Origin of the sequence: Nocardia sienata NBRC 100364, assembly GCF_001613205.1 — a bacterium.
Lineage (GTDB): Bacteria > Actinomycetota > Actinomycetes > Mycobacteriales > Mycobacteriaceae > Nocardia > Nocardia sienata.
In genome coordinates this window covers 1-21,747 of record NZ_BDBX01000049.1, presented here as the reverse complement: position 1 = coordinate 21,747, position 21,747 = coordinate 1, and the positions used below count along the sequence as shown (strand labels likewise).

The 21,747-nt window shown below is 68.8% G+C and carries 16 protein-coding genes; 7 read left to right on the top strand and 9 right to left on the bottom strand.

Going from position 1 to position 21,747, the window contains the following annotated elements; all coding sequences use genetic code 11:
* Positions 1-106: 106 nt before the first annotated feature.
* The 5 genes from NS4_RS24125 to NS4_RS24105 all read right to left on the bottom strand — a co-directional run bounded on the left by NS4_RS24125 (position 107) and on the right by NS4_RS24105 (position 3,791).
* Entirely contained in the window at positions 107-904 is a 798-nt protein-coding gene (locus NS4_RS24125; protein WP_063061790.1) for a family 1 encapsulin nanocompartment shell protein, read from the bottom strand.
* Positions 901-1,929: a Dyp-type peroxidase gene (locus NS4_RS24120; protein ID WP_063061789.1), complete on the bottom strand. Its 1,029-nt coding sequence runs from the start codon at positions 1,927-1,929 to the stop codon at positions 901-903. The genes NS4_RS24125 and NS4_RS24120 overlap by 4 nt, the downstream gene beginning before the upstream one ends.
* 50 nt (positions 1,930-1,979) lie before the next feature.
* Complete coding sequence (locus NS4_RS24115) at positions 1,980-2,306, bottom strand: cupin domain-containing protein (protein WP_063061788.1); 327 nt, start codon at positions 2,304-2,306, stop codon at positions 1,980-1,982.
* 142 nt (positions 2,307-2,448) lie between these two features.
* Positions 2,449-2,955: a dihydrofolate reductase gene (locus NS4_RS24110; RefSeq protein WP_281219916.1), complete on the bottom strand. Its 507-nt coding sequence runs from the start codon at positions 2,953-2,955 to the stop codon at positions 2,449-2,451.
* Positions 2,952-3,791 (bottom strand): thymidylate synthase, encoded by an 840-nt coding sequence (locus NS4_RS24105; protein ID WP_063061787.1) that lies wholly within the window; start codon positions 3,789-3,791, stop codon positions 2,952-2,954. Before NS4_RS24105 ends, NS4_RS24110 begins: the two co-directional genes overlap by 4 nt.
* Positions 3,792-3,936: 145 nt before the next feature.
* Here NS4_RS24105 and cobF point away from each other — a divergent pair, with 145 nt between their 5' ends.
* Together cobF and NS4_RS24095 are read left to right on the top strand one after the other, a co-directional pair.
* The gene (gene cobF, locus NS4_RS24100; protein WP_063061786.1) at positions 3,937-4,677 is read left to right on the top strand and encodes a precorrin-6A synthase (deacetylating); all 741 of its coding nucleotides are present in this window, start codon (positions 3,937-3,939) and stop codon (positions 4,675-4,677) included.
* Positions 4,678-4,713: 36 nt separating this feature from the next.
* On the top strand, positions 4,714-4,959 hold the full coding sequence (locus NS4_RS24095; RefSeq protein ID WP_063061833.1) for a DUF2630 family protein: 246 nt from the start codon (positions 4,714-4,716) through the stop codon (positions 4,957-4,959).
* A gap of 125 nt (positions 4,960-5,084) precedes the next feature.
* Here the strand turns inward: NS4_RS24095 and NS4_RS31685 are convergent, their stop codons facing one another.
* Positions 5,085-5,462 carry a transposase gene (locus NS4_RS31685; RefSeq protein WP_169811808.1) on the bottom strand — a complete coding sequence of 126 codons (378 nt, stop codon included), beginning with the start codon at positions 5,460-5,462 and terminating at the stop codon, positions 5,085-5,087.
* A 296-nt stretch (positions 5,463-5,758) separates the two neighbouring features.
* Between NS4_RS31685 and NS4_RS24090 the strand changes: the two genes are divergently transcribed.
* Positions 5,759-7,252 carry a dihydrolipoyl dehydrogenase family protein gene (locus NS4_RS24090; RefSeq protein ID WP_063061785.1) on the top strand — a complete coding sequence of 498 codons (1,494 nt, stop codon included), beginning with the start codon at positions 5,759-5,761 and terminating at the stop codon, positions 7,250-7,252.
* Positions 7,249-8,976: a carboxylesterase/lipase family protein gene (locus tag NS4_RS24085; protein ID WP_084487657.1), complete on the top strand. Its 1,728-nt coding sequence runs from the start codon at positions 7,249-7,251 to the stop codon at positions 8,974-8,976. Before NS4_RS24090 ends, NS4_RS24085 begins: the two co-directional genes overlap by 4 nt.
* Positions 8,977-9,051: 75 nt before the next feature.
* Here NS4_RS24085 and NS4_RS24080 read toward each other — a convergent pair whose 3' ends face one another.
* Together NS4_RS24080 and NS4_RS24075 are read right to left on the bottom strand one after the other, a co-directional pair.
* Complete coding sequence (locus tag NS4_RS24080; RefSeq protein ID WP_063061784.1) at positions 9,052-9,918, bottom strand: Fpg/Nei family DNA glycosylase; 867 nt, start codon at positions 9,916-9,918, stop codon at positions 9,052-9,054.
* 9 nt (positions 9,919-9,927) lie between these two features.
* Positions 9,928-10,464: a potassium channel family protein gene (locus tag NS4_RS24075; protein ID WP_063061832.1), complete on the bottom strand. Its 537-nt coding sequence runs from the start codon at positions 10,462-10,464 to the stop codon at positions 9,928-9,930.
* A gap of 156 nt (positions 10,465-10,620) precedes the next feature.
* Here NS4_RS24075 and NS4_RS24070 point away from each other — a divergent pair, with 156 nt between their 5' ends.
* The 3 genes from NS4_RS24070 (at position 10,621) to NS4_RS33710 (ending at position 12,136) form a co-directional block, all read left to right on the top strand.
* Positions 10,621-11,220: a Uma2 family endonuclease gene (locus NS4_RS24070; protein ID WP_063061831.1), complete on the top strand. Its 600-nt coding sequence runs from the start codon at positions 10,621-10,623 to the stop codon at positions 11,218-11,220.
* Between the two features lie 125 nt (positions 11,221-11,345).
* Positions 11,346-12,002, top strand: coding sequence for a maleylpyruvate isomerase N-terminal domain-containing protein (locus NS4_RS24065; RefSeq protein ID WP_063061783.1), 657 nt, complete (start codon positions 11,346-11,348; stop codon positions 12,000-12,002).
* 8 nt (positions 12,003-12,010) lie between these two features.
* Positions 12,011-12,136: a hypothetical protein gene (locus tag NS4_RS33710; protein ID WP_281219914.1), complete on the top strand. Its 126-nt coding sequence runs from the start codon at positions 12,011-12,013 to the stop codon at positions 12,134-12,136.
* 88 nt (positions 12,137-12,224) lie between these two features.
* On the opposite strand, the gene NS4_RS24060 is transcribed toward NS4_RS33710, so the two are convergent.
* Positions 12,225-21,747, bottom strand: a 9,523-nt coding sequence (locus tag NS4_RS24060; RefSeq protein ID WP_063061782.1) for a non-ribosomal peptide synthetase, incomplete at its 5' end; no start/stop codon positions are given.

The window sequence follows — 21,747 nt, the reverse complement described above, 5'->3', positions numbered from 1 at the left end:
CCAGCGTGCACCCTCTGCATACCGACTCCGTTCACCCCGCGAACTGGTGCAGGCCACACCGTACCGGACGCTCACCAGCGGACCGGAGACGACGCTGGTCACCCGCTCAGAACAGCGCGACGGCGGCCTCGGCCGAGTACACGTGGAAGGTCATGCTCTGCTGGAAGTAGAGCTGGACTGTTTCGGCGTCGTGGGCCAGATAACCGATGGACAGATCCTGGCCCACGGTGAGATCGAAGTCGCCGCCACGGGTGGTGAGCACGAACGCCCCGTCGATGGCCGGCGCCCAGATGATCTCCCCCTCGGGAACCAGCCGTTCCAGATGGGTGCGCAGCGGGTGACCGTGGTTGGAGGTCTCGCTCACCTTGGTATAGAGGTCGGCGCTCAGCAGCACCGAATACGGCCCGTCGACACCGGCCAGCCGCAACTGGCTCACCGCCAGGGCGATCACCTCCGGCACCCCGAACACATCCTCGGGCAGCGCGATCGACCGATTCGAGGAGGCGGCGCGGATACCGGTGATACCGGCCGCCGCGTAACCCTCGAATACGGCCCGGTCCTCGGCGAAGGCGATATTGCGGGCGGCATCCTTCACCGGGTCCAGGTCGGTGTCCTGGGCGCCGCGCTCGACATTGTCGAGCTCCTCGCGCGAAAGCGTGAACGGCACCCGCAACTCGACCAGCGGCGCCACCACCCGCTGCCGCGCCTGGACACCGTCGTGCGGGGCCGCGATCGGCGTCGTATGACCGAGCCCGCGGGCCGAATAGTCCGTACCGTGCGGACCGGACAGGTCGACCACCCGGCGGCCGGCATTGTGCCGTTTGAAGGTCCGGGTGGCCTCCTCTTCGATAACCGCCCAGGCCGAGTCGGTGATCGGCGCGAGTTCGCGATGCAGGTTGTTCATACGGTGCTGCTCCTTTTCAACGTGCCGATACCGAGGGAACCGGCGGCGACCGGCGGCGTGCCCGGATCTGCCGCCGCGGCTTCCTCCGGCGGGTCGGGCAGATCGTCGAAGAAATCCTGGGGTGGAACGAAGAACAGAGTCCCGGTGACCGCGGTGGAGAAATCCAGGATCCGATCATGGGTGGCCTCGTCGGTCCCGAGGAACATCCGCTCCAGCATGATCTCGGTGGTACGGGGGGTCGCCGAATAGCCGACGAAATAGGTGCCGAACTCACCGCCGCCGACACTGCCGAACGGCATATTCGCGCGCAGAATCTGCCGTTCGGTACCGTCGGACTCGATCACCTGGTTCACCGCGATATGTGAGTCGGCGGGTTTCACCTCGTCGTCGAGTTCGAAATCCTCGAGTTTGGTGCGGCCGATCACCCGTTCCTGCTCCTGCACCGGTAGCGCCCGCCAGGCGGTCAGATCGTGCAGATACTTCTGCACGATCACATAGCTGCCGCCGGTGAAACCCGGGTCGTCGGCGCCGATCAGCGCGGCCCGGCCGGCGGGCGTATCCGGTAAGCCGCCCTCCGGATTCTCGGTACCGTCGACGAAACCGAGCAGGTCACGCTGTTCGAAATAGCGGAAGCCGACCGTTTCGTCGACGATCGGGCCGATACCGGCCAACCGGTCACCGATCGCCATGGCCAGCTCGAAGCAGGCGTCGTGCACCTGGCCGCGGATGTGGAAGAGCAGATCACCCGGCGTGGCGGGAGCCCGGTGCAGTGGACCCTCGTATCCAGGGAACTCGTGCAGTTCGGCCGGACGCGGCCCGCCGAACAGCCGATCCCAGGCGGTCGCGCCGATCCCGGTGATACACCCCAGCCCGGCACCCGGCAACCGGAATCCGATGGCCCGGCGCAGACCGGGCAGTTCGGCGAGCAGATCCCGCGCCGCCGCCTCGCCACCGGGGTCGATGGTGGCCACCAGGAAATACGCGGCCGGGGTGAGTGGTTCGAGAATCGGCTGCGGCTGCCCCATAGCCGATCACATTACCGGCGAAGGGCCGGCGATCAGGCGAGCCGGGCCACCTACTTGGCGACCGTCAGCAAGAAGGCCACATCGTCGATGGCCTGCACACTGTGCCGGGCCTTAGGCACCACCAGCAGGTCCCCGGCCGAACCCTTCCACTCGTTGTCCCCGCTGTGCAGCGTGAGCGTGCCGGAGAGGACGAGCAGGGTGGCCTCCCCGTTGTTGTCGTGTTCGGCCAGGCCCTGCCCCGCGCACAACCCCACCACGGTCTGGCGTAGCGAATTCGCGTGACCGCCGTAGATGGTCTGCGAGCTGCGGCCACTGGTCACGGTCGCGGCCAGCCTGAGTTGCTGCCGGGCCACCGCTGTCAGCGATTTCTTGTCCATGGACAGCCTTTCGCCTCCGCATACCCCACGACCGGGCTGTGATCGCGGGACGTACAGCCGAGTATGCCCGACCCGACTCCACTGTTCCGGCGTTTTCCGAGGCTCGCGCCGGTATCGCACGCCCGGACGCGGGCGCCGGCGGTCAGTCCCGGGTGAAACGCCTGATCCGGTAGCGCAGTCCGGTCGAGGATTCGAGCCAGGTCGCCGGGTCGGCCGTCGACCACTGCGGATCCAGAGGCGGGGCGTATGCGTCCCCGTCCACCTCGGTGTCGACCTCGGTGATCAGCAGTTCGCCGGCATACGGCAGCGCCAGCCGGTAGATCTCGCCGCCGCCGATCACCCATGTCGTCGCGGGAGCCGCGAGCGCGAGCGCGGCCTCGATCGACCCGGCCGCTTCCGCCCCATCCGCGGACCAGCCGGACTGCCGGGTCACCACGATATTGCGCCGGCCCGGCAGCGGCCGGAACCGTGCGGGCAGCGAATCCCAGGTGCGGCGGCCCATGATCACCGGGTGACCGGCGGTGGTCTCCTTGAACCGAGCCATATCCTCGGGCACCCGCCACGGGATGGTGTTGTCCACCCCGATCACCCCGTCGGGGGTCTGCGCCCAGATCAGGCCGATCACGCGCGCGGATCCGGTCGCGGTCACACCGCCACCGGCGCTTTGATCCCCGGGTGGTGCCGGTAGTCGTGTACCCGCACGTCCTCGTACCGGTAGTCGAACAGCGAGGCGGCGGGTTCCAGCTCGAGTATCGGGAACGGGTACGGCGTGCGGGTCAGCTGCTCGGTCACCTGTTCGTGGTGGTTGTCGTAGATATGGCAGTCACCACCGGTCCAGATGAAATCGCCCGGCGTGAGCCCGGCCTGCTGGGCGACCATCACGGTGAGCAGCGCGTAGCTCGCGATATTGAACGGCACGCCGAGGAAGAGGTCGGCGCTGCGCTGGTACAGCTGGCAGGACAACCGGCCCTCGGCGACATAGAACTGGAACAGCGCATGGCACGGCGCCAGCGCCATCCGGTCCAGCTCGGCCACATTCCAGGCCGAGACGAGCATCCGCCGGGAATCGGGGTCGGTGCGCAGCGTGTGCAGCACCTGGGCGATCTGATCGATATGGCGGCCGTCGGGAGCCGGCCAGGAACGCCACTGCACTCCGTACACCGGACCGAGCTCGCCCTCGGGATCGGCCCATTCGTCCCAGATGCCGACCCCGTGCTCCTGCAACCACCGCACATTGGAGTCGCCGCGCAGGAACCACAGCAGTTCGTACACGATCGATTTGAGATGCACCTTCTTGGTGGTGATCAAGGGAAACCCGGCGGACAGGTCGTACCGCAGCTGGTGCCCGAACACACTGCGGGTGCCGGTCCCGGTGCGATCCGCCTTGGCGGTCCCCGTCTCCAGGACGAGCCGGAGCAGATCCTCGTATTGGGTGTCCGGAGCGTGTCGCGGGTCCGGGACCTGACTGTTCGCTGCGCTGACCACGGGCCGAGCTTACTTCGCGGCCGGTAGGCCGTGTCGCCGCCCCGGGGCGGCCCCTGCGTCGCGGGCGAGTGGCGAAGCCGCCCGGGACGGTTGCTCGCCGCCCACCCGGCGCTCGGCCCGGCCCGCGACCTGCCAAGCTGACCCCATGCGCACGCTGTACGTGATAGGTATCGGTGCCGGCGACCCCGACCAGGTGACGATGCAGGCGATCAAGGCCCTCCGGGAGGTCGACGTCTACTTCGTGATCGGTAAGGGCGTCGAGAAACAGGAGCTCGTGGCGGTGCGCACCGCGATCCTCGCCGAACACGCCGACCGCCCCTACCGGATCGTGGAGATCCCCGACCCGCCTCGCGACCGGGACCCCACGGACTACCGCGGCACGGTGCTGGACTGGCACGAACGGCGTTCGCTGCTGCTGGAGGAGGCGTTCGCGGCGCACGACGGCGTCGGCGCGATCCTGGTGTGGGGTGATCCCGCGCTCTACGACTCCACCCTGCGCATGGTGGAGCGGGTGCTGGCCCGGGGCGCGCTGGACTTCGACTACACCGTGATCCCGGGGGTCACCAGTGTGCACGCTCTCGCGGCCCGGCACCGGACCGTGCTGCACCGGATCGGCGAACCGGTACACATCACCACCGGGCGCCGCCTGCGCGAGGAAGGGCTGGGCGCCGGGTCGACGGTGGTCATGCTCGATGCCGACTGCTCCTTCACCACCGTCCCCGCCGACACGTTCATCTGGTGGGGTGCCTATCTGGGGATGCCCGACGAAGCCCTGATCGCCGGGCGGGTCGGCGCGGTCGCCGGCGATATCGTGCGGCGGCGCGCGCAATTGCGCGAACGCAAGGGCTGGATCATGGACATCTATCTGCTGCGCCCGGCCGAATGACCAGGTGACGGACACCGGGGTCGTAGCATGGTCGGCATGACCGAACAGGACATACTCGGGCGGATCAAGGATCTCGTCGACCACGAGCACGACCTGCGGTCCCGGGCCTCGCGCGGGGAACTCGATCCCGACGTGGAGCGGCGGCGACTGGCCGAAGTGGAGGTCATGCTGGATCAGTGCTGGGATCTGCTGCGGCAGCGGCGGGCCCGGATCGATCGCGACGAGCCACCGGACGAGGCCCAGCCGCGATCGGCGGGACAGGTCGAGGGCTACCTACAGTAACGCAGCGTGTCTGACAACTCGATGGGTTATCGGGCACCGCCCTTCTCGGGCGTCCTCGGCTCATACCCCGACCGGGGCACGAGCCTCGGTTCTCGCGTCGTCCGGGCCGGTCGCACCGGCACCCATCAGGTGCCGGCCAGCGCCTTCCCGTCGGCGGGCATTGGTAGCCCGGCCCCCGCTCGGAGGTCCGGGGATCGTGGTGGGTCTTGCCTGTGGTCCTCGACAACGAGCCGGTCGTGGGTTTCGACCAGCTCATTGGTGACCTGATGCAGGAAATGACGACGCACATTCGCCACACGATGATGATGGCGAGCCGGCCGGGCAGCGGCTTCTCGCCGGTTGTGGGAGCCTTTGTCCTTCCTCGACAGGGCTTTCGCCGGCCGTCGCTGCCGCGCCAACCCCCGAGCCAGGGGTTTCGGTGGGTGATCGACCCGAGCGACTTCACGTCCCTTGCTAATGGCGGCGACCAGGAATGCCGACAACCCAGCCCGAGACCGGGCCACGTCACCGATCGCGGCGTGTCATCGTCGCCGACTCGGATCGCCGATCGCCCGGTTCTGGAGTGTTTGTCGCGGAGCCGGAACGATGCGGTGCTGATGGTTTTCTTCTCGAACCGGGGAAACCCGATCGCGCGGCCGCGGCGTGTACCGGTGCGGGAGTGCACGCCGGTCCAACCCGCGAACAGAACCGCAGGACAACACGGGTGCCGAACCCTCCGGCAGCGCACACGCGCCCCACGCCCGGCCCACAGACCCGGACCCGGCAATCCGAGATTCCAGACACCCTCTCAGGAGCCCTGATGCCCGACACCGACAGCGACGCCACCGCGGACAGTGGCGTCGCCGAATACGATGTGATCGTCCTCGGCGGGGGTCCGGCCGGTGAGAACGCGGCCGCCTACGCGATCGCCGGCAGCGATCGCACCGCGGCGATCGTCGAACCGGAGAAGCTCGGTGGCGAATGCTCGTACTGGGCCTGTATTCCGAGTAAGGCACTGCTGCGCCCGGGCCATGTGCTGGGGGCCGCGCTGGGCATCCCCGGTATCGAGGCCGAAGGACCCGATACCGCCGAAGTGCTGCGCCGACGCGACGAATTCGTACACGCCCACAACGGCGACCACGACGATTCGAGTCAGGTCGAGTGGGCGGCCCAGCAGGGTATCGAGGTGATCCGCGGCGCCGGCCGGCTCGAGGGGGAACGCCGGGTGCGGGTCGGCGACCGGGTACTGCGCGCCCGCTCGGCGGTGGTGCTGGCCACCGGGACGCACGCGGCTGTCCCGGACGTCCCGGGGCTGCGCGAGGCCCTGCCCTGGACCTCCCGCGACGCCACGAACCTGCACGAGATCCCGAAACGCGTGATCGTGATCGGCGGCGGCGTGGTGGCCTGTGAGGCCACCACCTGGCTCTCGGCGCTCGGCGCGGAGGTGACCGTACTGGTCCGCGGGGACCGGCTGCTCACCGGCGTGGAACCGTTCGCCGGGGAGTACGTCGCCTCCGCGCTCACCGCGCAGGGAGTGCAGATCCGATTCGGAACCAGGCCGCTGCGGGTGACCCGCCCGGCGGCCGTCGACCACGGCGAGGGCCGGATACACGGCGGCGCCGTCACGGTGCACGCCGAAGGCCCGGACGGGGAGACCACGCTGGTCGCCGACGAGATCGTGGTGGCGGCGGGGCGGGTGCCCAACACCGACAACATCGGCTTGGAAACAGTGGGCCTGCCCGGCGGGTACGTCGCGGTCGACGATCAGCTGACGGTGTCCGGCGTACCCGGGGAATGGCTGTACGCGGTCGGCGATATCAATCATCGCGCCGCGCTCACCCATATGGGCAAATACCAGGGCCGGGTGTGCGGGGACGTCATCTCCGCGCGCGCCGCGGGCCGGTCGCTGACCGGCCCGCGCTATCGGGCCGCCGCCGACCACCACGCGGTACCGCAGGTGGTGTTCACCGACCCCGAGGTCGCCGCCGTCGGGCTCACCGCCGCCGCGGCCCGGAAAGCCGGCCACGAGATCCGCACCGTCGAACTGGATATCGCGGTCGCCGGTTCGGCGCTGGCCCGCGACGACTACACCGGACGCGCCGCGCTGGTGATCGACACCGTCACCGACACGGTGCTCGGGGCCACCTTCGTGGGACCCGATGTCGGCGAACAGTTGCACGCCGCGACCATCGCGGTGGCCGGACGCGTCCCCCTGGACGCGCTGTGGCACGCGGTGCCGGCCTTTCCCGCGATCAGCGAATTCTGGTTACGACTGTTGGAAACCGACCGCTCGTCGTTACGATCGGGTAGATGAGCGTTACCGAACAGATCACGACCACCGACGGTGTGGTCCGCGGTCGCCGCGGCCGGCGCGTGATGTACTGGCGGTCGCTGCCGTACGCCGCGCCACCCGTGGGTGACCTGCGGTTCCGTTCACCTCAGCCGGTGCAGCCGTGGACCGATGTCCGCGACGCGACCTATTTCCGCGCGGCCGGTATCCAGTCGACCTTCGGGGTACGGCTGGGACCGCGCAAGATACAGGAGATGAGCGAGGATTCGCTGACACTGAATGTCGTGGCGCCCGCCACCGCGTCGGTGCGGCCGCGTCCGGTGATGGTGTTCATCCACGGCGGCGGCTACCTCTTCGGCACTTCGGCGCTGCGCCTCTACTCCGGTGTCCAGCTGGCGGCCGACGGGGATGTGCTCGTGGTGTCGATCAACTATCGGCTCGGCGCGTTCGGATACGCCGATTTCAGCGAGTTCTCCACACCGGACAGCCCCTACGACTCCAATCTCGGACTACGCGATCAGATCGCGGCCCTGCGCTGGGTCCGGGCCAATATCGCCGAATTCGGCGGTGACCCGGACAATGTGACGATCTTCGGCGAGTCCGCCGGCGCGCACGCGGTTTTGAGCCTGCTGGCGACTCCCTCGGCGGAGGGCCTCTTCCACCGCGGTATCGCGCAGAGCCCACCCGCGGACTGGGGGTTGACGGTCACCGAATCGCGGGAATTCGCGCGCCGCGTCATCGACCGGCTCGGTATCGCCCCCGAGGACGCGAATCACGCGTTACGCGCCGCCGACCCGCACGATATCCGCCGCGCGTTCAACCGGGCGTCGAACGCGGCGATGGCGGAGTGTCCGGGCTTCTTCCCGGCCGCGCCGGTGGCCGACGGCGAATTGTTGCCGCGCACGCCGTTCGACGCCTTCACCGAGGGCCACACCCACCGGGTCCCGCTGATCATCGGCACCTGCCGGAACGAGGGCGCCCTGTTCAACCGCTTCACCGATACGCTGCCCACCCGCCCGGAACGCCTCAAGAAGGCACTCTCGGCCGCCGGACCCGACCTCTACCCCCGGGTGTTCTCCACCTATCCGGGCTTCCCGGCCGAACAGGCCGCGATCCGCGCGGGCGGCGACTACTTCTTCTGGCGGCCCTCGGTGGCGGTGGCGGAGGGACACAGCCGCCACTCCCCCACCTACTTCTATCGCTACGATTTCGCGCCCCGGCTCTTCCAGCTCTACAAACTGGGCGCCACACACGCGACCGATCTGCTGCCCACCTTCGGCACGGTCTACGAACCGTGGAGCCGGGGCCTCACCGCCGGCGGCAGCCGTCGCGGTCTGCTCGCGGTCACCCGCCAGGTCCAGAACAACTGGCTGCATTTCGCTCGCACCGGCGAACCGCTGCCCTCCTGGCCGCGCTACACCGAACAGGAACGCAGCACGCTCATCATCGACGCGCCGGGCCGGGTGGACAACGACCCGGACAGCGACCGGCGCAAATTATGGGCGGGCGTCCGCGCACCGCAGCTGGTTCCGGCCGGGGTCGGGGCGGCTGTTCCGGCCACCGACGCGGACACCGGCCACGAAACCGAGTCCCAGGGCGACGGGACGCTGCTCGACACGGTCGCCGCCGAACACCCGGTCGCGGCGACCGTCGCCGATGCGGCCGCGCAGGTCGTGGACGAAGTCTCCGGCAGCGCGGACGATGCGGCACCGGAAGACACGGAACCCGATTCGGAGCGGACCGGCTGAATCGGCTGTCCGCTCGGCGGCCACACTTCCGTCCGGCTCCGGGCGACCCGAGACGAAAGCGGCCTCCGGTACGGCTTATTTGAGCAGGCGTGACATCCGGCGGTCGGCAAGGACCTTGCCGCCGGTCTGGCAGGTGGGGCAGTACTGGAACGAGCGATCGGTGAAAGCGACCTCGCGGACCGTGTCCCCGCATACCGGACAGGGCAGGCCGGTGCGGGCGTGCACCCGCATACCGGAACGCTTCTCGCCCTTGAGCCGGGCGGCGTCCTGCCCGACCGACCGCGCGACGGCATCCGCCAGCACCGTGCGCATCGCCGCGTACAGGTCGGCGACCTTCGCCGCCGGCAGGGTCTTGGCCGTGGCGAACGGCGAGATCTTGGCGGTGTGCAGGATCTCGTCGGAGTAAGCGTTGCCGATGCCGGCGAGCACGGTCTGATCGACCAGTACATTCTTGATCCGCCCCGGCGCGGCGGCCAGCAGCTCGGCGAACTGCGGCTCGGTGACCGCGAGCGCGTCGGGCCCGAGTCGGGCGATTCCCGGAACCTGTGCCGGGTCGTTCACGATGTAGACCGCGAGGCGCTTCTTGGTGCCCGCCTCGGTGAGGTCGAAGGCCGGGGTGGCGCCCTCGGGTGTGAAGAAGTGCACCCGCAGCGCGAGCGGACCGCGACCCGGCCTGGGCGGGCTCACGCTCGGGTTGTCGGTCCAGCGCAGCCAGCCCGCCCGGGACAGATGGGTGATCATCCACAGACCCCCGCAATCCATCCCGAGGAATTTCCCCCACCGCCCGGCGCCGGTCACATCCCGCCCCGACAGCGCCGTCACCGGCGGATCGAAGGTTTTGATCGCGCTCAGCGCCGCGATATCGATCCGCCCCACCACCGCGCCGACCGCGTGCTCCCGCAGGAACTGCGCCAGCGCCTCCACTTCCGGTAGTTCGGGCACGGCCTCAGGCTACCGGGGGCCACCGACATCCGTGCGGTCCAAACGCCGGGTGATCCCGGTCGTCGTCACGGCCAGCAGCGTGCCGATCACCACCAGGTCGAAGGCCATCTGCACCGTGGTCGCTATCCGGGCGGCCTGCCCGACCGGGTGCACATCACCGAAACCGACGGTGCCCAGAGTCGCGACGGTGTAGTAGAGCGCGTCGTTACGGGTACGAAGTTCGGCGAACTGTCCGGGCTGGTGGAGCTCGAGGAGGTAATAGAAAAGTGCGAAGAACAGCACGACGAGGGTGATCAGCAGCAGCAACCCGTCGACGCGGCGACCCGTATCGTCGGTCGCGGCCAGGAACTGGCCGATCCGGCGATAGGCCAGCCAGCACAACCCTGCCACCCCGGCGACGAAAGCCACCAACGTGACCACCCTCGTCGGCCAGAAGCCGGGGAGTTCCAGTCCGACCGGCACGAAGTAGTAGAACAGCAGCGCGGACAGCACCGTGCCCACGTTCCGCCACAGATGCGCGCGGCCGCCGATACGTCGAGAACCCATGCGGTCATGATCGACCCCCGCGGCCCGGCCGACGGCCGGGCACGCCGGGCCACGCACCGATTCCGTTCGCACGATTCCGCCGAAGCCACTGGTCACAGCCACACCGTGCGATACTGGTCGGGTCAGTCGATCACCGTGCGCAGAGCGAGGGACCAGATGACCGCCGACCCGACACCGACGGACGACCGGCCGTCCCGGGGCTGGCCGGTACCGCCACCCGAGGGCTACTTCGCCGAAGACCTCGACCGGCTACCCGATCTGCCCTCGCACACCGAATTGATCGACGGGAGTCTCGTCAACGCGCGCCCGCAGAAGATGTTCCACATGTGCGTCATCAACTTCTTCTGGTGGGAATTGAAGCGCCAGGCTCCCGAGGATTTGATCGCACTGAGAGAAATGACCATCACGCTGGATGAACGCCAGCGGCCCGAGCCCGATGTAATGGTGGCGGCCGCTACCGCGTACACCGGTATCGAACAAGTGACCTACCGTCCGGCGGACACCGTCCTCGTCATCGAGGTGGTCTCCCCCGACTCCGTCGAGCGGGATCGCAAGCGCAAACCCCAGTTGTACGCCGAAGCCGGTATCCCGCACTTCTGGCGCGTGGAGAACGTGGACGGCCGGGCCGTCGTCTACGTCTACGAACTCGATCCGGCGACGGAGAAGTACACGCCGACCGGTATTCATCACGACCGGCTCAGCGTCACGGTGCCGTTCGATATCGATCTGGACCTGGCGCAGGCCACCCGTCCCTGAGCGCGATCGCGCGGCGCGAAGCGACTCGGCTCGTCGTTACCGGGGACACGCCCGAAACAGCGCCCGGCCTCGTCCCGACCGGGAAACCGCTCCCGGCAGGGGGTCGGCGCTGCTAGCTTGCGGCGGTGGATCACTTCTCACGCTCGTGGACCGCGTTGCGCGCGGCGGTCGCCGGACTCGCGGACCAGGATTTCGGCCGGCCTTCGGGATGTACCGGCTGGCTCGTCCGGGATCTGGTCTGCCACCTGATCATCGATGCCCAGGATGTGCTGATCACCCTGGTGACCCCAACCGACAAGGAGCCCACCCGCGACGCGGTGACGTACTGGGATATCGCCGAGACCTCGCCGACCGGCGACGATCCGCTCGATGCCCTGACCGTCCGGCTGGCCGCCGCCTACGGTGAACCGCGCCTGCTCGAACTCCATCTCGACGATGTCGGCTCGGCCGCCGGACGCGCCGCCGTACTCGCCGACCCCGATCAGCGGGTGAGCACCCGCGACGAAGTCCTCACCGCCGGTGACTATCTGTCCGCCTATGTCCTGGAGTGGACGCTGCACCACCTGGACCTGGTCGCTCATCTCCCGCATGCCGAGCAGCCGCCCGAAGAATGCCTCACCCGTTCGCGAGAGCTGCTGGAGCGCATCGCCGGAGCCGCATTCCCCGCGACGTTCTCCGACCGGGACGCCCTGTTGATCGGCACCGGTCGCCGCACCGCGACAGCGGACGAACAGGACGCGCTGGGCGAGTCGGCCGCAAAGCTTCCGCTGGTCCTCGGTTGAGGGCAGTCATGGCGACGCGCAGAGTGATCACGCGTCCGTTCGGCCTACCCGATACCGACGAACTGCGCGAACTCTTCGGCGACCCGGCGAGCGGCCGGCGCGCCCCGGCCGGTCGCTCGAGCGCACTGCTGTAGCCCGAGGCCCCACGGCCGGCCGGGTTCACCACCGAACCGCGGCGCGGTCGGCTGCGTTCGTAATGGCGGCCGCCGACCGCGTACCGGTTCAGTCTTCTTCGCCGGCCGTCCCCCGGATCCGGGCCAGCAGCCGTGGCGCGATCACCGAGAACGACTCCGCCGTAGTCATCTCGTCGTGTGTCGCCGGTACCGCGTATTCGACGATTTCCCCGGCCACATACGGCAACCAGTCCTCCGCCCGCGGACCGGCCTGCCGCGCACCCGGCGTGGGCACCTCGGCACGGAAGAAATCGATGACACCGCGGTAGGTCCGGGGCCGGTGTTCTGCGATCAGTTCCGCCGATCGTGCCGCCGTCCGGTACACCCCGCGCAACCGTTCCACCGGCAATGTCAGCAATTCCGGCGGGATCAGTCGGTGCAGTCGTTCCAGTTCGGCGTCGTCGAGTTCGCCGACAGCCCGGTCCATCCCCGGCTCCTCGGTGAGGATGCCCTGTTCCACCAGCGCGGCACGGAGCAGGGTTTCGAAGATCCCCGGGTCGACGGCCGGATGGCTGTCGAGCAGGGCCAGCATCTCGACCTGCTCCCCCGCCGCCTGCAATTCGGTAGCGATGGCGTGGGCCAGTACCCCGCCCAGGGACCAGCCGAGCAGGCGATACGGACCGTCGGGCTGGATCCGCCGGATCTCCGCCAGATACCGGGCCGCGATCTCCGCCAGCGAGTCCGGGGCGTAGTCGGGTTCGGTATAGGCGGGCGACTGGAGACCGTAGATCGGCTGATCGTCCGGCAGCAGTCCGGTCAGCGCGGCGAAATTCCACGCCAGCCCGTCGCGGGCATGGACAGCGAAGATCGGGGTCGCCGTACCGGTCTCCCGGATGGGCAGCACCACCCGCAATGCCGCCTCGGACAGTTCCGTCGCGGAATCGGGTTCGACGATCCGGGCGGCGAGCCCGGCGACCGTCGCCTCGGTGAACATCCACTGCACACTGATCTCGGCACCGGTGACCGCGCCCAACCGGGCCGCCACCTTGGTCGCGAGCAGCGAGTTACCGCCGAGGGCGAAGAACGAATCGTCCACACCCACCCGGTCCACGCCGAGCACTTCGGCGAAGACTTCGGCCACGGTCTGTTCCAGCGGTGTGCGCGGGGCACGGTAGCCGGCATCGGCGGCGAACACCGGTTCCGGCAATGCGTTGCGGTCCAGCTTCCCCGCCGGTGTCAGCGGGATCTCGTCGATCACCGTGATCGAGGACGGCACCATATAGCCCGGCAGCCGCTTCTCGATATGCGCACGCACGCCGGCCGTATCGATGGAAACACCCGGCGCGGCCACCACATACGACACCAGCGATACCACGCCGGTCGGGTTGCGGTGCCCGACCGTGATCGCGAAGTCGACGCCGTCGAACGAGGTCAGCGCGGAGTCGATCTCGCCGAGTTCGATCCGGAAACCGCGGATCTTGACCTGGAAATCATTGCGGCCCACGTACTCCACCGCCGGGTCACCGGCACCGTCGCGCCGCCAGCGCACGATGTCACCGGTGCGGTACAGCCGCGAACCCGGCGCACCGAACGGGTCGGCGACGAAACGCTGCGCCGTCAGACCCGCTCGCGCGTGATAGCCGCGCGCCAGCTGGATACCACCGACATACAGCTCACCGGCCACGCCCTCGGGGACCGGGTTCAACCGGTCGTCCAGTACCAGCGCGCGCATACCGCGCACCGGACCGCCGATGGTCACCGGATCGCCCGGCAGCAGCGCGCCACTGATATTCGTCGCGACAGTCGCCTCGGTCGGACCGTAGGCGTTGTGCAGCCGGCGCTCGACCCCGCCGTCGCGAACCGCGGACCATTTCGCCACCAGATCCGCCGAGATGGCCTCGCCACCGGCGATGATCACCCGCATATCCGCCAGATCGGCCGGGTCCAGCGAAGCCAGCACCGACGGCGTGATCAACCCGACCGTTACCCGCTCCCGGGCGATCAGCTCGCCCAGCTCGGCTCCGCCGTAGGTCCCCGGCGGTACCACCACCAGCGCACCCGCGGAACCCACCGCCAGCAGCAGTTCCAGGATCGAGGCGTCGAAACTCGGTGACGCGAACGCCAGCGCCCGCGAATGCCGGTTCAGTCCGTACCGCTCGACCTGTTCGGCACTGAAATTCGCCAGACCGGCGTGCGTGACGACCACGCCCTTGGGCAGACCCGTGGAACCGGAGGTGTAGATGACGTAGGCGGTGTTCGCCGGCGTCAGCGGACGGACACGGTCGGCATCGGTGACCGCCTCTTCGGAGAAGCGCCGCGAATCCAGCTCGTCGAGCACCAGCCAATCCACCGAATCCGGCAGCTCCGCCCGCGCCGACGACACCGTGATACCCACCGCGGCACCGGAATCGGTCAGCATATGCGCGATACGATCCGCCGGATACGTCGGATCCACCGGCAGGAACGCCGCACCCGACTTGGTGACCGCCCATTCGGCCAGCACCGAATCCGCCGACCGCGGCACCGCCACCGCCACCAGATCCTCGGCACCCAGACCCCGCTCGATCAACACCCGCGCCAGCCGGTTCGACCGCTCGTCCATCTCGCCGTAGGACAACCGCTGATCCCGGAACACCACCGCCGGCGCCGACCGGTCCTCGGCCACCGCGGCGGCCAGCAGATCCGGCAGGGTCCGGGCCGGCACCGCCGGACCACCGGACCGCGACCCCAGCTCCGCCCGCTCGGCCGCACTCAGGAACTCCACCTCGCCCACTGGCAGTTCCGGCGCGTCGACCAGCTGATCGATCACCCGCAGCAGCCGCGCGGCGGCGGTGTCGATCGTCTCGGCCGTGAACGAGCTGGTCAGGTACTTCAGCGCGATCCGGACCGTGTGGTCCGCGGTCACCACGAGGGTCAGCGGGTAATGGCTGTTGTCCCGCGTGCCCACGCCGGCGATCGACATACCGTCGATATCACCGGTGGCGGCGACCTCGGCGGCGTCGGTGGGATAGGACTCGAACACGAACAGGCTGTCGAACTGCACCGCGGTCCCGGCGGCCCGCTGGATATCGGTCAGCCCGAGGTAGTGGTGTTCCAGCAGGTCGGCCTGCGCGCGCTGCAGGTCGGTGAGCAGCTCGCCGGTGGTGGCCCGGTGATCGAGGCGCACCCGGACCGGCAGGGTGTTGATGAACAGACCGACCATGGATTCGATACCGGGCAGTTCGGCGGGGCGGCCGGACACCGTGGTACCGAACACCACATCGTCGCGTCCGGTCATCCAGCCGAGCAGCACACCCCAGGCCGCCTGCAGCAGCGTGTTCATCGTGATACCGAGCTCGGCGGCCCGCGCGGACAGCTGCCGCGTCCGGTCCGCGTCGAGTTCGGCCACGACGGTGCCGACCTCGTAGTTCTCCGCCGGCGCCGGTTGCGGGACCAGCAGCGAGGGTTCGGTGAAACCGGCCAGCTCCGCACGCCAGGCCGCCGCGGAGGCGGCCCGATCGCGATCGCCGAGCCAGGACAGGAAATTGCGGTACGAGGCCACCCGCGGCAGCGCGGAGGTATCGCCGCGCAGCGCGTAGAGCACCAGCAGTTCCCGCATGAGCAGCGGCATGGACCAGCCGTCGAGCAGGATGTGGTGCGTGGTGATCGCCAGCTGCCACGCGTCCTTGGTCATCCGCACGAGATGGAACCGGATCAGCGGCGGAACCGACATATCGAAATGCTCGGCCTGGTCCGCGGCCAGCAACCGGCGCAGCTCGCCGGCCCGTTCGTCCTCCGGCAGACCGCGCAGATCGATATCGCGCCACGGCACCGGCACCGTATCGAGCACGACCTGCACCCACTGACCGGCGCTGTCGGCGACGAACGCGGTCCGCAGGTTCGGGTACCGGCCGATCATCGCCTCGGCGGCGGCCCGCAGCCGCGCCGGGTCCACCGTGCCGGCCAGATCGACCGACGACTGCATGGTGTAGACGTCCACGCCGTCCTGGATGAACTGGGCGTGGAACAGCAGACCCGACTGCAGCGGCGACAGCGGCCAGACCTCCGACAGCGCCGGATAGGTGCGCTCCCACCGTTCGATATCACCCTGCGATACCCGCACCAGCGACATATCGGACGGCGTGAAACCGCCCGCTTCCGGCCGGCGGACATGGTCGGCGAGCGCGGTGAGCGCGGCGATCCACAGATCCGCGAACTCGCGGGCCCGCGCCTCGGTGAGCACCCCGCGGGGGTAGGCGAACACCGCGCTCAGCACCGAACCCTCGGCACCGGAATTGACGATGGCATTGATATCCAGCACGGCGTTGGCCGGCATATCCCGGTCCGCGTCCGCACCGATCGCACCGAGTTCGGCGGTCGGCATCCAGCCGAGCTCGGCGAGTTCGGGCGAGACCTCCCCGGCGGAGACACGACCCAGATAGTTGAAACCGATCTGGCCCGGTACCCGGTCCGGCAACTGGTCGCCGGTATCGGCGTTCAGATAGCGGAGCAGGCCGTAACCCAGCCCCTTGTCCGGCACCGCGAGCAACTGTTCCTTCACCGATTTCACCAGCACGCCGAACGCGGGACCACCGGCGAAGGCCTCGTCGATATCGATTCCGGGCAGGTCCAGCCGCAGTGGATGCACGGCGGTGAACCAGCCGACGGTGCGGGACAGATCGGCCCCGGGCACCACGGTCTCTTCGCGACCGTGGCCCTCGAGTTTGACCAGCGCCGCCGCGGACGGGCCGTCGTCGCGCCAGCGGGCCAGCGCCAGCGCCAGCGCCGCGAGCAGGGCGTCGTTGGGTCCGCCGTGATAGCGGGCACCGACGGTGGTCAGCACCGCCTCGGTGATATCGGCGGGTAGTGATACCTCGAATCGTTCGACCGTCGCGTTGGTATCAACGGCCGGATCGAAGGCGCGCTCACCCAGCAGCGGATCCGGGGTGGCGGCGATCTTCTGCCAGTACGGCAGTTCCGCGACCCGGCCGGGCTCGGCGGCGGCCTCGGCCAGCCCGTGCGCCCACCGGCGCAGCGAGGTCCCGACCGGCGGCAGCGTCACGGCGGCGCCGGCCGCGAGCTGGGACCAGGCCAGGGCCAGATCCGGGATGATGATGCGCCAGGACACTCCGTCGACCACGAAGTGGTGCGCGGCGAAGAGCAGCACATCGCGCCGGTCACCGTCGAACGAGAACCACACGAACTGCGCCATCACCGCGGCGGCCGGGTCCAACCGGTCCAGTGCGGCATCGAATTCGGCGGACGCCACGGCGACCAGTTCGTCCTCGCCGATGCCATTGTCGAGGTCGACCCGGCGTACCAGCGCGTCGATATCGATCGCACCGGGCGCGAGAGCTTCGAGCTCGGGCACCCCGCCCACGACCCGTAGGCGGGTGCGCAGGGCGTCGTGGTGATCGAATACCGCCGTCAAGGTGGCGACCAGGGTTTCGCGGTCGATATCGACCGGCAGCCGCAACAGCATGGGTTGTGTGAAACGGTGGTAGGGACTGTTCGCGTCGAGAATCTGCGACATGACCGGCAGCACCGGCATATCGCCGACCCCACCGCCGGGCAGTTCCGCCAACCGCTGCTCGTCCGCGTCGCCGCGTCCGGCGACCTCGGCGAGCGCGGCAACGGTCCGGCGCTCGAACACATCTCGGGGCGTGAAGACCACTCCGCGCGCCTTGGCCCGCGATACCAGCTGGATCGACAGGATGCTGTCGCCGCCGAGTGCGAAGAACGAATCGTCCACGCCGACCCGTGCGATCCCGAGGACGTCGGCGAACACCTCGCAGATGATCGTCTCGACCGCACCGACCGGAGCGCGGAACGACTGCGCCTCGAGGACCGGTTCCGGGAGTGCCTTGCGGTCCAGTTTGCCGACCGGGGTCAGCGGGATCTCGTCCAGGACGATGACGACCGACGGCACCATATGCGCCGGCAACCGCGCGGATACGAACTCGGTCACCGCGGCGGTGTCCACGCTGTGCCCGGGTACCGCCAGCACATACGACACCAGGATCGTCGCGCCCGCATCGGTGTCCCGGCCGAGGGTCACCGCGTACTCGACATCCGGATGCGCGGCCAGCGCCGTATCGATCTCGCCCAGTTCCACGCGGAAACCGCGGATCTTGACCTGGAAATCCGACCGGCCCACATAGTCCAGTTCCCAGTGCACCGTCGGCAACGCCTCGTTACCGGCCCGCGCACCGGGTTTCGCGTACCAGCGCACCACATCACCGGTGCGGTACATCCGCGAACCCTCGAAGCTGTACGGGTTGGCGACGAACCGGTCCGCGGTCAGGCCCGGACGGTTGTGGTAACCGCGGGCCAGCGCACCACCGGCCAGATACAGCTCACCCGCCACACCCGGCGGTACCGGTTTCAGCCGCGCGTCCAGGACCAGTGCCGCCATACCGTGCACCGGGTCGCCGATGGTGACGTGCTCGCCGGCGAACAGTCGCGCGTAGGACGAGATGATGGTCGTCTCGGTGGGCCCGTAACCGTTGAAGTACTTGCGGCCCGGCTCCCATTTGGCCAGTAGTTCGGCGGTGGTCACATCGCCACCGACCGACAGCACCTCGAGCGCGTCCAGGCCCGCCGGATCCAGCGTGCCCAGCACCGCCGGAGTGATGATCGCGTGGGTCACCGCTTCGGTCCGCAGGAGTTCGGCCAGTTCTGGACCGCCGATTATCTCACCCGGGACCACGACGAGAGTCGCACCCACATACGCGGTGCACACCCATTCCAGCACCGACGGATCGAAACTCGGCGAACAGATGTGCAGGAACCGGTGCCGGGAATCGACGCCGTACAGATCGGCCGCCACATCGGCGAGACCACCCATACCCGCATGCGTCACCATCACGCCCTTGGGCAGACCTGTCGATCCGGAGGTGTAGATGACGTACGCCGGATGCGACATCGCCAACGACGTGATCCGGTCCGTATCGGTCACGGCACTATCCGGTTTCGCCGCCACCTGTGCCAGGAACTCCGGATCGTCGAGCAGCAGCCACTGCGCCTCGCCGGGCAACCGGTCCACGTACTCGCTGCTGGTGAGCCCCAGTACGGCACCGGAGTCGGAGAGCATATGCCGCATCCGGTCCGGCGGGTAGTTCGGATCCACCGGTACATGCGCGCCGCCGGCCTTGGCCACGGCCCAGAACGCCAGCACGATCTCGTAGGACCGCGGCAGCGCCAGCGCGACGATCCGCTCCGGACCGATGCCGCGATCGATGAGCACCCGCGCCAACCGCGACGACTGCTCGTCCAGCTCGCGGTAGGTCACCGACCGGCCCCGGTAGCGCACCGCCACACCGTCCGGTGCGATCCGGACACCGGCGGTGAGCAGGTCGGGCATCAGACCCGTCGCCATGACATCGTCACCGCGGACATGGGTGAGCAGGCGGTACTCGGAATCGTCGATGATCGGCAGATCGCCGATCGGCGCCTGCGGGTCGCGGACGATGGCCGACAGCAGGTGCAGGAACCGGCGCGCGAAGACCCCGATGGTGTCGGAGTCGAACAGGTCCCGGGCAAAGGAGAAGGCCGCCGCCATACCGTCGCCGGTTTCGGTGATCCGCAGCGAGAGATCGAATTTCGCACTCTCGGCATCGAAATCGACAGCGCCGACCCGCAGTCCCGGCAGTTCGAAATCACCCTGCGGCAGATTCTCGAACGACAATGCCACCTGGAACAACGGATGCCGGGCGGTCGAGCGCTCCACCTCGACCAGTTCCACCAGTCGTTCGAACGGCACATCGGCGTGCGCGAACGCCTGCAGATCGGCTTCCCGGGTCGCCGCCAGGAACTCACCGAAACTCGACTCGCCGCGCACATGCGACCGCAGCACCAGTGTGTTGACGAACATCCCGACCACATCGTCGAGTTCGGCCTCGCCGCGACCCGCGATGGGCGTACCGATGGCCACATCGTTGGTGGCCGACAACCGGGCGAGCAGCAGCGCCAGCACCGCGTGCACCACCATGAACACCGTCGCGTTGTGCTCGGCGGCCAACCGCGTCACCGCGCGGTGCAGTTCGGCGTCGATCCGGAACGGCACGGTGCCACCGACCATCGTCGCCACGATCGGACGCGGCCGATCACTCGGCAGATTCAGCTCGTCCGGCAGCCCGGCCAGCGCCCTGCGCCAGTAGCCTGCCTGCGCGCTGACCAGGCTCTCGGGATCGTCCTCCGAGCCCAGGACCTCACGCTGCCACAGGCTGTAGTCGGCGTACTGCACCGGCAGCGGCGTCCACGCGGGAGCCGAACCGGAGGTGCGCGCCGCGTAGGCGGTCATCAGGTCCCGGGTCAGCGGACCCATCGACCAGCCGTCGGTACTGATGTGGTGCACCACGAAGACCAGGACGTATTCGTCGTCGGCCGGATGCAGGAGGGCCACCCGCAGCGGCACCTCGACCGTCACGTCGAAACCGGTCGCGATCACCTCGGTGATCCGGTCGCGGAGTTCCGCTGCGGCCACCGGAACCGGGGTCAGTTCCGGAACGGCCCGTCCGACCGGCAGCACGAGCTGGTACGGCCGCCCGTCCTGCGCGGGGTAGACGGTCCGCAGGGTTTCGTGCCGGCCCACGATATCGGCGACAGCCTGCCGCAGCGCGGCGATATCGAGATTCCCGGACAGGCGCACGGCCACCGGGATGTTGTACGCGGCCGAATCGATATCGAACTGGTTCAGGAACCACATCCGCTGCTGCGCCAGCGACAACGGCACCCGCTCCGGCCGTTCCCGGCGCGCCAGCACCGGCAGATCGCCACGCCCGGTAGCGGATTCCGCGGCGGCGGCCAAGGCGGCCACAGTGGAGGCCTCGAACAAGGTACGCACCGCGACCTTGGTGTCCAGGGCCGCACCCACCCGTGCCACGACCTGCGTCGCGATCAGCGAGTTACCACCCAGAGCGAAGAAATCATCATCCGCGCCGACCCGCTCGAGCCCGAGCACGTCGGCGAAGACACCCGCCACGACCTCCTCGATCGGGGTCGACGGCGCCCGGAACTCCCGCGCCTCGAACACCGGCGCGGGCAGCGCCTTGCGGTCCAGCTTGCCGGAGGTGTTCAGCGGGAACGCGTCGAGCTGCATGACCACGGCCGGGATCATGTACACCGGCAACACATCACGCAGGGATTCCAGCAGCGCGCTGGAGTCGACCTGCTCACCCGGAGCCGGAACGACATAAGCGACCAACTGCTCACCCAGATCGGACGCGGCCACCGTGACCACCGCCTGGCTGACCACGGGCTCGGCCAGCAGCGCCGACTCGATCTCCCCGAGCTCGATGCGCTGACCACGGAACTTCACCTGGAAATCGGTACGGCCCAGATACTCCAGCACCGGCGCCTCGGCGACACGGCCGTCGGCTTGCTCCCCGGTACGGGTGTGGATCCACCGCACCAGATCACCCGTGCGGTACATCCGCTGCCCTTTGTCGAACGGGCTCGCCACGAAACGATCCGCCGACAGATCCGGACGAGTCACATACCCGCGAGCCAGCTGATCGCCCGCGAGATACAGCTCACCCACCACACCGGCGGGAACCGGCTGGAGACGGGAATCCAGCACGTACACGCGCGAATTCCACTGCGGCACACCGATCGGAACCGAACCCTGGTCCGTCCCGGTGGCCTGCCAGTAT